Source organism: Paludisphaera mucosa (genome assembly GCF_029589435.1).
In the GTDB taxonomy this organism is placed as follows: Bacteria; Planctomycetota; Planctomycetia; order Isosphaerales; family Isosphaeraceae; genus Paludisphaera; species Paludisphaera mucosa.
In genome coordinates, this window is record NZ_JARRAG010000002.1 from 4,244,193 (window position 1) to 4,258,015 (window position 13,823).

Here is a 13,823-nt window from a genome sequence, read left to right on the forward strand (position 1 = left end):
AATATCGGCCGTGGTCCGTCGAACGCTCTCCATGAGCACACATAACACCATGATCGACCGACGATCCGACCTGGACGCCCTTCGGGCCGGCGCCATGCTGCTGGGGATCGCCCTGCACGCCAGCCTGTCGTTCTTCCCGGCGTACTGGGTGGTCTCGGATCGCAGCCAGGAGCCCGCTTTCGGGCTGCTCTTCTCGGCCGTCCACGGCTTCCGGATGCCGCTCTTCTTCGTGATGAGCGGCTACTTCAGCGCGATGCTGCTGCACCGGCGGGGCCGGGCGGCGCTGGTGGAACACCGGTTCCGCCGGGTGTTCCTCCCCCTCCTCGCGGGGATGGTCACGATCGTCCCGCTCACGATGGGGATCTCCACCCTCGCGATGACCTCCGCCCCGCGGAAGGCCGGCGGCACGGCCCCGGCGGCGGGCGCGTCGACGATCTGGACGGCCGCGCGATCCGGTGATCTGGACGCCGTGGAGCTGCACCTGAAGAACGGTGCGGCGGTGGACGCCTTCGACCCCGATCGCGGCGGCACGCCCATGATGTGGGCCGCGGTCGCCGGTCGCGCGGAGGCCGTCCAGCGACTGATCGATCGGGGCGCGGACGTGAACGCCGCCGGACGTGACGGCGGGACGGCCTTGCACGGAGCGGCCTTCCTGGGTCACGAGAGGACGGTCGATGTGCTCATCCGCAACGGCGCGGATCTCAACGTGGCGAACAAGGACGGCAGCACGCCCCTCGATACGGCGGTCCTCGACGAGGGGACGACGCGCTACTTCGCATCCGTGCTCCAGCTCGACCTCGACGAGAACGACCTCGGCCGCCGGAAGGCTGCGATCGCCGAGACCTTGCGACACCACGGAGCGACCGCAGGGAGGAAGTCCGGCCTCGCGGACATCCTCATGCAGATGCCCCTCTTCAACCACCTCTGGTTCCTGTGGTTCCTCTGGTGGTTGGTGCTCGGGCTGGCGGCCGTCTCCGCCCTCGGGTCGCGACTGCCGACCATCCAACCGCCGGCCTGGATGGCCCGATCGCCGGGCCGCTATCTCTGGCTCATCCCCCTGACGATGATCCCCCAGTGGTTCATGGGAGACGGAGGCGACCCCCCGTTCTTCGGGCCGGACACCTCGTCGGGCCTGCTGCCGATCCCGCACGTCCTGGCCTACTACGCGGTCTTCTTCGGATTCGGAGCCCTCGATTTCGGGGTCGACGACCGGACCGGCCGCGTGGACGAGCGATGGTGGCTCCCGCTGGCGATCGGGCTCCTCGTCGTCTTCCCGCTGGGCACGGCCCTGAACGCGGGATGGGCCGGGCCGCCGGGCTTCGCTCTCGATCCCTCGGCGCGACGGCTCCTCTCGGTCTTCCTGCAGGCGGCCTACCCCTGGCTGATCACCTTCGGCCTCATGGGGCTGTTCCGGAGGATCTGCCCGGTCGAGAGCCCGACGATGCGCTACCTGTCGGACTCGGCCTACTGGCTCTACCTCGCGCACCTGCCGCTGATCATCGGGGCCCAGTACGTGGTGAGGGACTGGCCGCTGCCGGCCGCGGCCAAGTTCCTGCTCGTCGTCGCGGCCTCGACCGCCCTGCTGCTGCTGAGCTACCAGACCCTGGTGCGTTATACGTGGATCGGGCGCCTGCTCAACGGCCCGCGCGTCCGGCCGGCGGCCGGCTCGGAAGGCCTGGCGGTCCCGGCTCAATAGAAGAAGGCGGCGGCGTCCTGGTAGAAGGCCAGGTCGAGCGAGCGGTTGGCCAGGGCGGAGGAGTCGAGCGGCACGTCGGCGATCTGGGCGCCGCGGAGGGTGAGGACGGTCCCGAATCGGCGGCGGAGGACGAGTTCCGCGGCGGCCAGGCCCAGGCGGGTGGCCAGGACGCGGTCGTGGGCCGTGGGCGCCCCCCCGCGCTGGAGGTGCCCCAGGACGACCGTGCGGGTCTCGACCCGGAGCTGCCGGTTGATCACGTTGGCGATCAGGGCGCCGACGCCTCCCAGCCGGGGGTGGCCGAAGTCCTCCGATTCGAGGACGGCGGGGCTGGCGTCGGAGTACCGGGCGCCCTCGGCGACGACCAGGATGGCGTGGTTCTTGGCCGACCCCTGCTGCCGCTTCAAGGCCGCGACCAGGTGGGGGACGTCGATCGGGATCTCGGGGACGAGGATGTAGTCGGCCCCGACGGCCATGCCGGCGAAGCAGGCGAGCCAGCCCGTCGAGCGGCCCATGGTCTCGACGACCATGATCCGGCGGTGGCTCTCGGCCGTGGTGCGGAGCCGCTCGACGGCCTCGACCACGACGTTGACCGCCGTGTCGAACCCGAACGAGAAGTCGGCGAGCATCAGGTCGTTGTCGATCGTCTTGGGGACGCCGACGATCGGCAGCTCGAAGTCGTTGATCAGCCGCGCGGCGACCCCCAGGGTGTCGTCGCCGCCGACCACGACCAGGGCGTCCAGGCCGGCCGCGGCGAAGTTGCGGCGGAGCCTGGGGATGTCGGCGTCGGGGCTCTTGTAGGGGTTCGTGCGCGAGGAGCCCAGGATCGTGCCGCCGCGGCCGAGGGAGGCCTCGACGGTCGCCGGCTCCAGGGGCTGGAACATCCCCCGCACCAGGCCTCGCCAGCCTTCCTGCACGCCGACGCACGCGCCCCCCGCGTCCGTCACCCGACGCGTCACGGCCCGGATCACGGCGTTCAATCCGGGACAGTCCCCGCCCCCCGTCAGCAAGCCGACTTTCATGACTGGCCCCATCGGGACGCGGTCGCGACACCCATCTCCGTGCGTCGTCGCGGTCCAGGTCCTCCGTCGAGGCTATCACGGTCCACCCGGCGGGGCCAGCGGGCCGGGCGGGAAACCGCGCGGGGTCAGTCGCCCGCCTTCGGGGCCGGCAGGTCGGCCGGGATGGTCCACGAGAGCGGCGCCTCGCCCCGGATCATCCGCGAGGCCGCGCCGGTGAGCCGCAGGTACCAGTCGCCGGGGACGCCCTCCTCGACCACGAAGCGGGGGCCGACGGGGGTCTTGTCGGCCAGCTTGTAGACGGCGGTCCCCTCATCGACCTCGTCGAACATGCCGACGAAGACGGTCCGGATCCCGAGGTCCCGGAACGTGGCGAGCTGCCGCCAGAAGAACTCGCCCTTCCGACGCGGGATCAGCGAGCGGCCGGGCTGCAGGCGCTGGAGGTTGTCCCACGAGAAGCCGGGGAAGGCGGTGGGCATGTACCCCTTTCCGGCGGCCTTCAGCTCGGTCGCGTCCCCCTCCCAGACCTGCTTCCGCGTGCGGTCCATCGAGGCGTCGTCGACGTAGCGGCCGGCGTCCCAGGGGCTGATGGCGTCGAACGAGCGGTAGACGTCGGCCCACTCCGGCTCCTTCCGCGACGCCCCCTTGAGGGTCCGCCAGCGGGCGTCGACGCCGCCGATGAGGTAGACGCCGCCGTACGTCGGGTCGTCCTTGAAGAACGCGACCAGCTCCTTCGCCTGCTCGATCGACCAGGGCCGGTCGGTGAACCCCAGGCCCCAGAGCAGGACGACCGGCTTCCCCTGGTGGTGGAGGTAGCGCGAGTCCTCGCGGACCTTGACCTGGTCGCAGAGGAACTTCCAGTCGTCCATGACCATCTTCGTCGTGGCCCGGGGGCCGGTGGAGAGGTCGAGCATCATCGCCCAGACCCGGCCCTCGCGGTGGCAGCCTTCGCGGACGTTCGCCAGCACCCGGTTGACGTGCCGCGAGCGGCGACGGTCGGCCGCCTCGCCGATGAACCGGCTGACGAACACGCCGTCGATCCCGTACTCCCGCATCCAGCGCGTGTGGACCAGGACGGGCCCCTTGCGGAAGGCGCTGTAGAGCCGCGCGGGCGAGCCGTCGGGCATCTTCAGGCCGGGGACGTCGCACAGGTCCTCGGGCGCGTACTCGGAGACGTCGGGCCAGAGGTCGATGGTGAACCGCCCGCGCCCCGGCTGCTCCAGCCGCTCGCCCCAGTGGACGAAACCGAACCCCGAGCCGTCGCAGGGCGTGTTGAACCACCCCTGGTAGCCGCAGAGCACCTTGCCGTCGAGCGTCGTCGCGTCGACGTCCGTCCGCGTCGGACCCTCGTACGGCTTCAGCCAGGGCTCGTCGTTGGGAGGTTCGGCGGCCGGGACGGCGGTCGCCGAGAGGACGAGCAACGCGGCGACAGTCCAGGACGACAGGGCGACTCGCATGGCCGGCTCCCACGAGGTCGAGCCGGCGACGCCCCGCGACCCCGTCGCAAGGCACGCGGCCCCCCCGAAAGCTAACGCGCCCCGCCTCTTAGATCCAGCGGCCGGCGACCCGCTCCGGGGTTGGGTCCGTTCGCCCCGGGCCAACAACGAAGCCGATCGACTTTACGACCTGACCACAAAGCGTTTACGTCGGAAAATCGGGTCCCGAAATTGGCTTGGTTCGTCCAAATTTTTCTTTTAAATCCGTCGATCGTCAAGAGATCAAGCCTTCCATCGGACTCCGTCGCGCGCACCGCCGCTTACGGATAGCATGCGCCTGAATCGCAGATGAAAACGCGAAGTAGTGTTTTCTTTGGCAGGAAAGCCCGTACTTTGGCCGCGGGGTCGCGGGTAGCCGCTCCGCGGAACAGCCCAAAGCCTGCACCCGACCTCGTCGAGACGCAGCCGCAGGCCGACCTTGAGCACGACAGGCTACCGAGTCGGGCCGAACGCCACGACCAGTTCCCGTAACACTCGATGCCTCTTAGCCGGGGATATCCGCATAGGTCGGGCCCCGGGACAGGTCGCCGCCGACCTGGATCGAGTGTCCCCCGAACAGGTCGCCGTCGTCGTGCAAGAAGTCGAACGAGCCGTCCGAGTTCACGGTGATCGACTTGAGCGTCATCCTGGACTGGAACTGCCGTGCAGTCAGCTCGGCCTCGCCTTCGTCCAGCCAGTTCTCATTCTTGAGCGGCAGGAGTTCCTGCACCGCGTAGTCCTCGATCCGCTGCGTCCATCGCTGTTGATCCTCCCAGAGCGAGCGGGCGACCGCCAGGGCCCCGTCGATGCCGCCTGCGCCTTCGGCGTCCAGATTCAGCCCGACGGCCTCGCCGTTCCATTTCGCCCCGCCCGTGTACCAGTTGAGGCTCCGATCCAGCGTCAGCGTCCCGAACCGGCGGTCCTCGAGCAACACGGGCGTCTGGAGGTCGGCCGCGGCCTGATTCAGCTCGGGGTCCGAGCGATCAGGCCCGAGCAGTTCCACGAGTTCGGCCTCCGCGGTCCCGAACGCCGACTCCTCGACCACCCTGGCGCGGATGCGGACGACGGAGTCGGGCTCGATACGCCGCTGCAGCGTGTCGAACTCCTCTTGCGAGGTCCTGAACCTGATCGAGAGGCCTCGCGTCTTCATCGGGCCCGGCGGGATCTTCCAGCGATCGAAGTCGAATGACAGCGTCCATCGCCCGTCCTTAGAGGACCACCCGACTGCGCCGCGGGCGTCCACGAGGCCGAGGACGTCCTCGACGGGTCGTTCCGAGAGCTGGGCGTCGGCCACGCGTCTCCGCTCGGCGGCCGCGGCGAACGGGTCGACCTGGGGCGTCGGGTCGTCGGTCATCGCTCTGGCCCCGTCAGGAACGATTTGCGAGGCAGGAACCCGAACGCGGGCTGGGCGTTACTTCGCCTTCGGCGGCATCAGCACGCGTTCGACCCAGGTGGTGTCGACGTTGCCTTCGAGGAAGTCCTTGTGGCGGAAGATGCGGCGGTGCAGGGGGATGGTGGTCTTGATCCCCTCGATGACCAGCTCGTCGAGGGCCCGCCGCATCCGGGCGAGGGCCTGGGGGCGGCTGGGGGCGTGGACGATGAGCTTGCCGACGAGCGAGTCGTAATTGGGCGGCACGGAGTAGCCGGCGCGGACGTGGGAGTCCCAGCGGACGCCGGGGCCGCCGGGGACGCGCAGGTCGGTGATCCGGCCGGCGGAGGGGCGGAAGTCGTGGTCGGGGTCCTCGGAGTTGATCCGGACCTCGATCGCGTGGCCCTCGGAGCGGACGTCGTCCTGGCCGAACGGCAGGGGCTCGCCGGCGGCGATGCGGATCTGCTGCTGGACGAGGTCGATGCCGGTGATCTCCTCGGTGACGGGGTGCTCGACCTGGATCCGGGCGTTGACCTCGATGAAGTAGAAGTTGTTCTCGGCGTCGACGAGGAACTCGCAGGTGCCGGCGTTGGTGTAGCCGACGGCCTTCGCCAGCCGGACCGCGGCCTCGCCGAGCTTGCGGCGGACGTCGATCGGCAGCTGGGCGGCGGCCTCCTCGACGAGCTTCTGGTGCCGGCGCTGGAGGGAGCAGTCGCGGTCCCAGCAGTGGACGACGTTGCCGTGGAGGTCGGCGAGGATCTGCACCTCGACGTGCCGCGGCCGGTCGATGTACTTTTCGAGGTAGATCGCCGGGTTCTTGAACGCGGCCTCGGCCTCGTTGCGGGCGGACTGGACGGACGCGGGGAGCGTCGCCTCGTCGCGGACCACGCGCATCCCCTTGCCGCCGCCGCCGGCCGCCGCCTTGATGAGGACGGGGAAGCCGATCGCCTTGGCCAGGCGGAGGGCCTCGGCCTCGGACGTGACGGCGCCGTCGGAGCCGGGGACGCTGGCGACCTTGGCCTCGGCGGCGATCAGCTTGGCCTCCGTTTTGAGGCCCATCTTGCGGATGGCCTCATGCGGCGGGCCGATGAACTCGAAGTTGCAGCTCCGGCAGATCTCGGCGAACTGGGGGTTCTCGCTGAGGAACCCGTAGCCGGGGTGGATCGCCTGGACGTCGGCGACCTCGGCGGCGGCGATCAGCCGGGGGATGTTCAGGTAGCTGTCGGCGGACGCCGCCTTGCCGATGCAGATGGCCCGGTCGGCCAGCTCCAGGTAGGGGGCGTCGCGGTCGGCCTGCGAGTAGACGGCGACGACCTCGACCCCCAGCTCCTTGCACGCCCGGATGACCCGCAGGGCGATCTCGCCGCGATTGGCGACCAGTATCCTCTGGAACATCGAACTTCACCACCTCGACGGGCGCGGCCGCCGTATAGCTCGGGGACGACGGGGGCGAGACGGACGGTTCAGGCGGGGACGACCCGGAACATGGGCTGGCCGAACTCGACCGATTGGCCGTTCTTGACCAGGATCTCGGCGATCGTGCCCGACACGCCGGCGGGGATGTCGGTGAAGACCTTCATGGCCTCGATGATGCAGAGCGTCGTCGAAGGCTGCACGGCGGTCCCGATCGACACGAACGGCGGGGCCTCGGGCGAGCCCGACGAGTAGTACGTCCCGACCATCGGGCTCTCGATGACGATCGTCTTGGGGCCCGGCGACGTCTCGGCCGCCGCGGGCTCGGGCCGCGGGGCGGCCGACGGCGCGGGGGCCGGGGCGTACGCGGCCGGGTAGGCGGCCGGCGGCCCGGACGGCGCCGCGACCTCCGGCCCCCGGCGCTGGAGGTGGACGCGGTACGGGCCGTCGGTCACCTCCAGGTCGCTGAGGTCGTAATGCTTCATCAGCCGGACCAGGTAGTGGACCTTCTTGACGTCCAGCGGCTCGCCGCCCTTGCCCTCGAGACCCTGTTCGCCCATGCCTTCGCTCCGCTCCACTTGCATGTCTCGTGACGCGACGGCCTCCGCTCCCGGCGGGGGCGCTTCGCGAGGCTCTCGCACCGGACTACGGGACCGGCCGGACGCCCCGCCTCGCTCCGCATCGCACGCGTCGGCTCAAGGCTTCACCGAGTCGAGCCCCTTCGGCAGGCTCGACAGGACCTCGCGGCCGTCCGGCGTGACCAGAACGTCGTCCTCGATCCGGACGCCGCCCCAGTCGGGGAGGTAGATCCCGGGTTCGACGGTCACCACCATGCCCGGCTCCAGGATCGTCGGCGATTCCCGGCGCAGCCGAGGCCCTTCGTGGACGTCCATGCCGATCCCGTGCCCGAGCCCGTGGTCAAAAAAACGGCCGAACCCCGCTTGCTCGATGAACGAGCGGGCTTCGGCGTCGACGTCTTGGGCTTTGGCGCCGGGGCGGATCGCCGCGACGGCCCGTTCCTGGGCCGTCAGGACGACGCGATAGACCTCTTCGAATTTCGGTGTGACGTTACCGGTAACCACCACCCGCGTCAAGTCGCTCTTGTAAGATGATCGGCCGGACGCCCCCCAGTCGATCAGGACGAAATCGTCGTCGCCGATCCGCGTCCCGGCCGTGGGCCGCGCATGGGGCAGGGCCGCCCGCTTCCCCACCGCCACGATCGTCGGGAAGCTCGTCCCCGTCGCCCCCAGCGCCCGCATGTGCGATTCGAGCCGGTCGGCCGCGTCCTTCTCGGTCTCGCCGGCCTTCAGCTCGCCCTTCAGCTTCAAGAACGCGTCCTGGGCGATGGCGACCGCCTCGCGGATCAGGGCGACCTCGTCGGCGTCCTTGATGCTCCGGAGCTTCTCGACGAGGCCCTCGGTCGCGGCGAGGCTCGTCGTCTTCAGCTCGCCCTTGAGCGACTCCCAGTCGGCGACGCTCAGGTGGGCCGCCTCGAAGCCCAGAGAACTCAGGCCCAGGCCGGCGACGACGTGGGCGACGGCCTGGTTCATGGTCTGGACGCTGGGCCGGATGTAGGCCTCGAGCCCCGGGCACTCCTGTTCGAGCTGGGTCGTGAACCGGCCGTCGGAGAGGATCAGGTCGCGGTCGCGGCCCACCAGCAGGGAGGAGGAGTCGCCGGTGAAGCCCGTCAGGTAGGCGACGTTGGTCGGGTCGACCACGAGCAGGGCGGCGAGGTCCTTGGCGGCCAGCTCGGCCCGCAGCGCTTCGCGACGGCGCAAGATCCGATCCATGGGGGGCTCCGGGGGTCCAGCAACGGGGGAAGTCGGGGGGATCGGCCAAATCGACGCGGGGGGACCGGCGGGATGGATCCGGGGTCGTCGCATGTTACGTTAGCCGGAACCGGCGCCGCCGCAAAGGGGTGGCGGACCGCTCGCCGGCCTTCCCTCCCGCACCACGAGTCCCCATGATGACCACCCGCAAGTCGACGCTCCTGGCCGCCGCGGCCCTCGCGACGCTGGCCCTCGGCCCCCTCGCCCGCGCCGGCGACGACCAGGCGAAGCCGATCTTCGACGGCTCCTCGCCCAAGGGCTGGATCCTGACCGACGGCAAGCCCCTGCCGCGCGACTTCGTCCAGAAGGACGGCCTCAACCCGCACGGCACCGGCAGCTACATCGTCGTGTACGAGAAGAAGCTCGGCGACTTCGTCGCGGACTTCGACTACAAGCTCAGCAAGGGCTGCAACTCGGGCGTCTTCATCCGCGTCAACGACCTGAAGGACCCGGTCTACACGGGCATCGAGATCGCGCTCGACGACACCACCGGCCAGGGCTACCACGACCCGGGCGCGTTCTACGACCTGGTCAAGCCGAAGTCCAACGCCCAGAAGCCGGCCGGCGAGTGGAACCACATGACGGTCACCGCCAAGGGCCCCAAGATCGCCGTCGCGATCAACGGGACCGAGGTCTCGAAGATCGACCTCGACCAGTGGACCGAGCCCGGCAAGCGCCCGGACGGCTCGAACCACAAGTTCGAGAAGGTGGCCATCGGCAAGCTCGACCACGCCGGCTACTTCGGCTTCCAGGACCACGGCCAGGACTGCTGGTTCAAGAACGTCACGCTCAAGACGCCCTGAGCGCCGCTGGCCGACCCCGCGCCCGCCGGGCGCGGGGTCGGCCCGGATTTCTCAGCCCCGCCGCGAGGGCTCGTAGCGGCCGATGAGGAGGCTGGCGTTGTGGCCGCCGAAGCCGAAGCTGTTGGACATGACGTGGTCCACCCTGGCTTCGCGGGCGACGTTGGGGATGTAGTCGAGGTCGCAGCCCTCGCCGGGCTCGTCGAGGTTGATCGTGGGGGGGAGGACGCCGGTGTGGATCGCCAGGGTCGAGGCGATCAGCTCGACGCCGCCGGAGGCCCCCAGCAGGTGGCCGAGCTGGCTCTTGGTGCTGGAGATCTGCAGCTTGCTCGCGTAGGGGCCGAACACCGTCTTCATGGCCACGGTCTCGGCCAGGTCGCCGAGCGGGGTGCTGGTGCCGTGGGCGTTGATGTAGTCGACGGCGTCGAGCGGGGTGCGGGCGTCGGCCAGGCAGCGCTTCATGGCGCGGGCGGCACCGCGGCCCTGCTCGTCGGGGGCCGTGATGTGGTAGCCGTCGCCGGCGGTGCCGTAGCCGAGCAGCTCGGCGTAGATCCGGGCGCCGCGGCCGCGGGCGATCTCCTCGGCCTCCAAAATCAGGATCCCGGCGCCCTCGCCCATGACGAAGCCGTCGCGGTCGCGGTCGAAGGGGCGGCTGGCGCGGGTGGGGTCGTCGTTGCGCATCGACAGGGCCCGCATGGAGGCGAAGCCGCCCAGGCCCATGTGGGTGATGGCGGTCTCGCTGCCGCCGGTGATCATCACGTCGGCGTCGCCGCAGCGGATCAGGTTCATGGCGTCGCCGATGGCGTTCGAGGCCGACGCGCAGGCCGTGGCGATGGCCGAGATCGGCCCCCGCAGGCCCCAGCGGATCGAGACCTGGCCGCTGCCGGCGTTGACCATCAGCTTGGGGATGGTGAAGGGGCTGATCCGCGAGGGGCCCTTCTGCATCATGATCGTGTGCTGGGACTCGAACTCGTTGAGCCCGCCGATGCCCGAGCCGATCATCACCCCGCAGTTCTCGGGCGGGAGGGTCGAGAAGTCGATCCCCGAGTCGGCCACCGCCGACTCCGAGGCCGCCAGCGCGAACTGCGCGAAGCGGTCCAGGTGGCGGGCCTCCTTGACCCCGAACCGCGCCGGGCCGTCCCAGTCGCGGACCTGGCCGCCGAAGTGGACCTTGAACTCGGTCGTGTCGAAGAGGGTCAGCTCGCCGATCCCGCTGCGGCCGGCGCAGAGCGCCTCCCAGAACGGGTCCAGGGCCTCACCCAGCGCCGTGACCACCCCCATGCCGGTGATGACGACGCGTCGCGACTCTCCCATAATCATCTCGTCTCGGGGATGGCTAGGCGTTAGGGACGGACGGATCCGGCGATCGATCGACGGGTCCCGCCGACGCGCGCGGCGGCGCGGCCCGGCGCGATCGCGGCCGCGCGGACCGGGGCCGCGGGCTCACTTGGCGTGCGCGTGCTGCTCGATGTAATCGATCGCCTGCCCCACCGTCTGGATCTTCTCGGCCTCGTCGTCGGGGATGGTGATGTCGAACTCTTCCTCGAATTCCATGACCAGCTCGACGGTGTCCAGCGAGTCGGCGCCGAGGTCGTTCACGAACGACGTCTCCTTGCTGACCTGATCCTTCGACACACCCATCTGTTCGCTGACGATTTCGATCACGCGCTCTTCCACGGACACGGGCGGACCTCCTGGTTCGGGGACGATTCGAGTATTCGAACCTGCCGGTCCATCGCCCGCGCCGGGGCGCGAGCCGTGGGGCCGCAGGTGTCGGGATTCGGGAGACGTTCGGGAGTTTCCCCGCTTCCCCGCAGGGGGGCGAGGCACGAGGCGGGAGCCCGCCGGTCGGGGACGGGGCGTACACCCCATCCGGCTCCGGCGGCCGTCGGCGACGGGAAGCGGTTCCTCCCTGGGTCGGGGACGCACGGGGGGCCCCGTTCTTCCTGGGGCGCGGCCGCCGCGTTCCGGATCCGTCATCGATCGAGTCAAAATAGCATGGCCTGGGGGCCTTGTCCATCCAACCGGCCCGCGAGCGATCGCGAGATCCCGCGCCGGCCGCACGACCCTCACCAGGCTAACCAACCCAATCGGTCGTTGGCCATGGTTTCTGGAGCGATTTTCGCCGCCGCCGCGCTCAGACGGTCATCCCGCCGTCGACCGCCACGACCTGGCCCGTCACGTAGCTGGTCGCCGGCCCGCTGAAGAACGCGACCATCTCGGCGATGTCCTCGGGGGCTCCCAGCCGCTTGAGCGGGATCCGGTCCTTGACCTCGGCCTTGATCTTGTCGGGCAGGACGTCGGTCATGTCGGTGGTGATGAAGCCGGGCGCGACCACGTTGACGGTGATCCCCCGCGAGGCCAGCTCGCGGGCGATGGTCTGGCTGAAGCCGATCACGCCGGCCTTGCTCGCCGAGTAGTTCGCCTGGCCCGGGTTGCCGCGGATGCCCGACACGCTGCTGATGTTGACGATCCGGCCGTACCGGCCCCGCATCATCACCGCGCCGACGGCGCGGCACCACAGGAACGTCCCCTTGAGGTTGACGTCGATCACCTGGTCCCAGGCGTCGTCCTCCATGCGGAGCATGAGGCCGTCCTTGGTCACGCCGGCGTTGTTCACCAGGACCTGGATCTTCTGGTATTTCGACTCGACGTCGTCGACGACCCGCTTGACGTCCTCGGCCGAGGCCACGTCGGCGGCATAGCCCTCGGCCTCGCCCCCGGCGGCCCGGATGGCCTCCAGCGTCGTTTGCAGCCCTTCGAGCGTCCGGGCGACCCCGACCACCCGCGCGCCGCAGGCCGCCAGCTTCACCGCCACGGCGCGGCCGATGCCCCGCGAGGCCCCCGTCACCAGGGCCGTCTGCCCCTTCAGGTCCACGAGACAGCCCGTCTTCGGCGAGCCCGCTTCTTCGGCCATGGCGCGATAGTCCTGCCAGCTAGGGTGTCGGCGTCCGCGAGGCGCGGGCCGGCGCGGCGACGCCCGTCCGCGTCGAGCGTCCGATCGTCCCGCCGGCCTCCCGTCGCCGGGATTCGCCCCGGTTATAATCCCGCCCCGAGATCCCCGGCAACCCCAAACGGGACCTGGGGGCGGGGCCGACGTACCACGGGTTTGCATCGTCGGGGAACCGCCGGAAGGATCCGGCGCCGAGGTCTCGCGGCCGGCGGTCGTTCGGAGCGCCTCCGAATGGCTATCGAGGAGCCCGCCCACCCCCCCCCGAGTCTTTCGGGCCCGGCCGCGGCGGTTGACACGGGGATCGGGCGATCAATTAGTCGCCCTGATCCACCTCGTGACCGTCCGCCGGCCCCGGGCATGGATCCCGCCGAGGAGTAGGAGGGCAAGCCGGGGCGCGGATCGACGATCCAGGGGCCTGGCCAGTTGCGTGATGTACTGGCACGGGGTGGGGAGCGGATGCGAGGATGTCATCGCGTGCCGGCTCCGTTCGGTTTCTCAGGCAGTGTGGTGACCGCCATCATCCCGGCGGGGCCGGATCCCGTCCATGAACCGCTTAACAGGCGGGAGTACGCATGCCGAAGGAATTGCTTCGCATCGCTGCTGACATCCGATGGCTCCGAACCGTCATTCAGCCTGGCCAAGCCGGGCTGGCGACCGAGTTATTCTTCGAGGTCGCTGGCCGGCCCTTCTCGCTCACCCTTGACACCGTGCCCGAAAAGGCCTTCCTGCACACGCTCGCCCACACCCGCTGCCTAGCGGTTCTCCAGATTTCGTCCGTGGAACGCGGCTGGGTCGAGGCGGGTCGATTTGAGATCCGGATCAATGACGACGATGATGGCGCCGAGGCCAATGCGATGGCGGACCAGGTCGAATGGGGTCCGGCCGACCCCGGCCAGTTTCGCACCGTAGCCGGAGTCGATAGAACCGACAACCGCTCTTGGGGCTCGCGGGTCGTGGTGCGTCGGACGAGCCTGCATATCGACGATCCTCGTCTTTCATAGAGGCCCGGACAAAACCCCATCCAACTCACCGAAGCGGTTGCAAAATCCCCTGGGTTTTCGATGCGCTACCGCCCACATGAGTGGAGTGTTGTCCGGGCCTCATAGCCGCAGCCTCCACATTACAGGGGAGCTACCGGCCCATGGCGCAATCCTCATACTACAGGGGGTTTTGTCAGAGCTTGTCAGCAGACTGCCATTCGCGTGCGTCACATAGACCCGAACCTCCGAGACGAGCCATGACGAACGCCTTCGGCCACCGCAGCGTATCCAA

12 protein-coding genes are annotated in these 13,823 nt (G+C 69.7%); 3 read left to right on the forward strand and 9 right to left on the reverse strand.

Features of this window, described 5'->3' with window-relative positions; all coding sequences use genetic code 11:
• Positions 1 to 31: 31 nt before the first annotated feature.
• Entirely contained in the window at positions 32 to 1,696 is a 1,665-nt protein-coding gene (locus PZE19_RS26330) for an acyltransferase family protein (protein ID WP_277863580.1), read from the forward strand.
• Here the strand turns inward: PZE19_RS26330 and PZE19_RS26335 are convergent.
• The 6 genes from PZE19_RS26335 to PZE19_RS26360 form a co-directional block, all read right to left on the reverse strand.
• Positions 1,690 to 2,715 carry a 6-phosphofructokinase gene (locus PZE19_RS26335; protein ID WP_277863581.1) on the reverse strand — a complete coding sequence of 342 codons (1,026 nt, stop codon included), beginning with the start codon at positions 2,713 to 2,715 and terminating at the stop codon, positions 1,690 to 1,692. The genes PZE19_RS26330 and PZE19_RS26335 overlap by 7 nt on opposite strands.
• Before the next feature lie 125 nt (positions 2,716 to 2,840).
• Positions 2,841 to 4,169: a glycoside hydrolase family 99 protein gene (locus PZE19_RS26340; RefSeq protein WP_277863582.1), complete on the reverse strand. Its 1,329-nt coding sequence runs from the start codon at positions 4,167 to 4,169 to the stop codon at positions 2,841 to 2,843.
• 523 nt (positions 4,170 to 4,692) lie between these two features.
• Positions 4,693 to 5,541 carry a DUF2262 domain-containing protein gene (locus PZE19_RS26345; protein WP_277863583.1) on the reverse strand — a complete coding sequence of 283 codons (849 nt, stop codon included), beginning with the start codon at positions 5,539 to 5,541 and terminating at the stop codon, positions 4,693 to 4,695.
• A gap of 57 nt (positions 5,542 to 5,598) precedes the next feature.
• On the reverse strand, positions 5,599 to 6,951 hold the full coding sequence (accC, locus tag PZE19_RS26350; RefSeq protein ID WP_277863584.1) for an acetyl-CoA carboxylase biotin carboxylase subunit: 1,353 nt from the start codon (positions 6,949 to 6,951) through the stop codon (positions 5,599 to 5,601).
• A gap of 68 nt (positions 6,952 to 7,019) precedes the next feature.
• Positions 7,020 to 7,529: an acetyl-CoA carboxylase biotin carboxyl carrier protein gene (accB, locus tag PZE19_RS26355; protein ID WP_277863585.1), complete on the reverse strand. Its 510-nt coding sequence runs from the start codon at positions 7,527 to 7,529 to the stop codon at positions 7,020 to 7,022.
• A gap of 135 nt (positions 7,530 to 7,664) precedes the next feature.
• The gene (locus PZE19_RS26360; RefSeq protein ID WP_277863586.1) at positions 7,665 to 8,759 is read right to left on the reverse strand and encodes a M24 family metallopeptidase; all 1,095 of its coding nucleotides are present in this window, start codon (positions 8,757 to 8,759) and stop codon (positions 7,665 to 7,667) included.
• A 173-nt stretch (positions 8,760 to 8,932) separates the two neighbouring features.
• On the opposite strand from PZE19_RS26360, the gene PZE19_RS26365 reads away from it, so the two are divergent.
• Positions 8,933 to 9,601 (forward strand): 3-keto-disaccharide hydrolase, encoded by a 669-nt coding sequence (locus PZE19_RS26365; protein WP_277863587.1) that lies wholly within the window; start codon positions 8,933 to 8,935, stop codon positions 9,599 to 9,601.
• Positions 9,602 to 9,652: 51 nt separating this feature from the next.
• Here PZE19_RS26365 and fabF read toward each other — a convergent pair whose 3' ends face one another.
• From fabF to fabG, 3 genes are all read right to left on the reverse strand, one after another.
• The gene (fabF, locus tag PZE19_RS26370) at positions 9,653 to 10,912 is read right to left on the reverse strand and encodes a beta-ketoacyl-ACP synthase II (protein ID WP_277863588.1); all 1,260 of its coding nucleotides are present in this window, start codon (positions 10,910 to 10,912) and stop codon (positions 9,653 to 9,655) included.
• A 129-nt stretch (positions 10,913 to 11,041) separates the two neighbouring features.
• Positions 11,042 to 11,281, reverse strand: coding sequence for an acyl carrier protein (gene acpP, locus PZE19_RS26375; RefSeq protein WP_082858282.1), 240 nt, complete (start codon positions 11,279 to 11,281; stop codon positions 11,042 to 11,044).
• Between the two features lie 454 nt (positions 11,282 to 11,735).
• A complete protein-coding gene (gene fabG / locus PZE19_RS26380) occupies positions 11,736 to 12,515 on the reverse strand; it encodes a 3-oxoacyl-[acyl-carrier-protein] reductase (RefSeq protein ID WP_277863589.1) in 780 nt (259 codons plus the stop codon).
• A gap of 608 nt (positions 12,516 to 13,123) precedes the next feature.
• Between fabG and PZE19_RS26385 the strand changes: the two genes are divergently transcribed.
• On the forward strand, positions 13,124 to 13,552 hold the full coding sequence (locus PZE19_RS26385) for a hypothetical protein (RefSeq protein WP_277863590.1): 429 nt from the start codon (positions 13,124 to 13,126) through the stop codon (positions 13,550 to 13,552).
• Positions 13,553 to 13,823 lie beyond the last annotated feature (271 nt).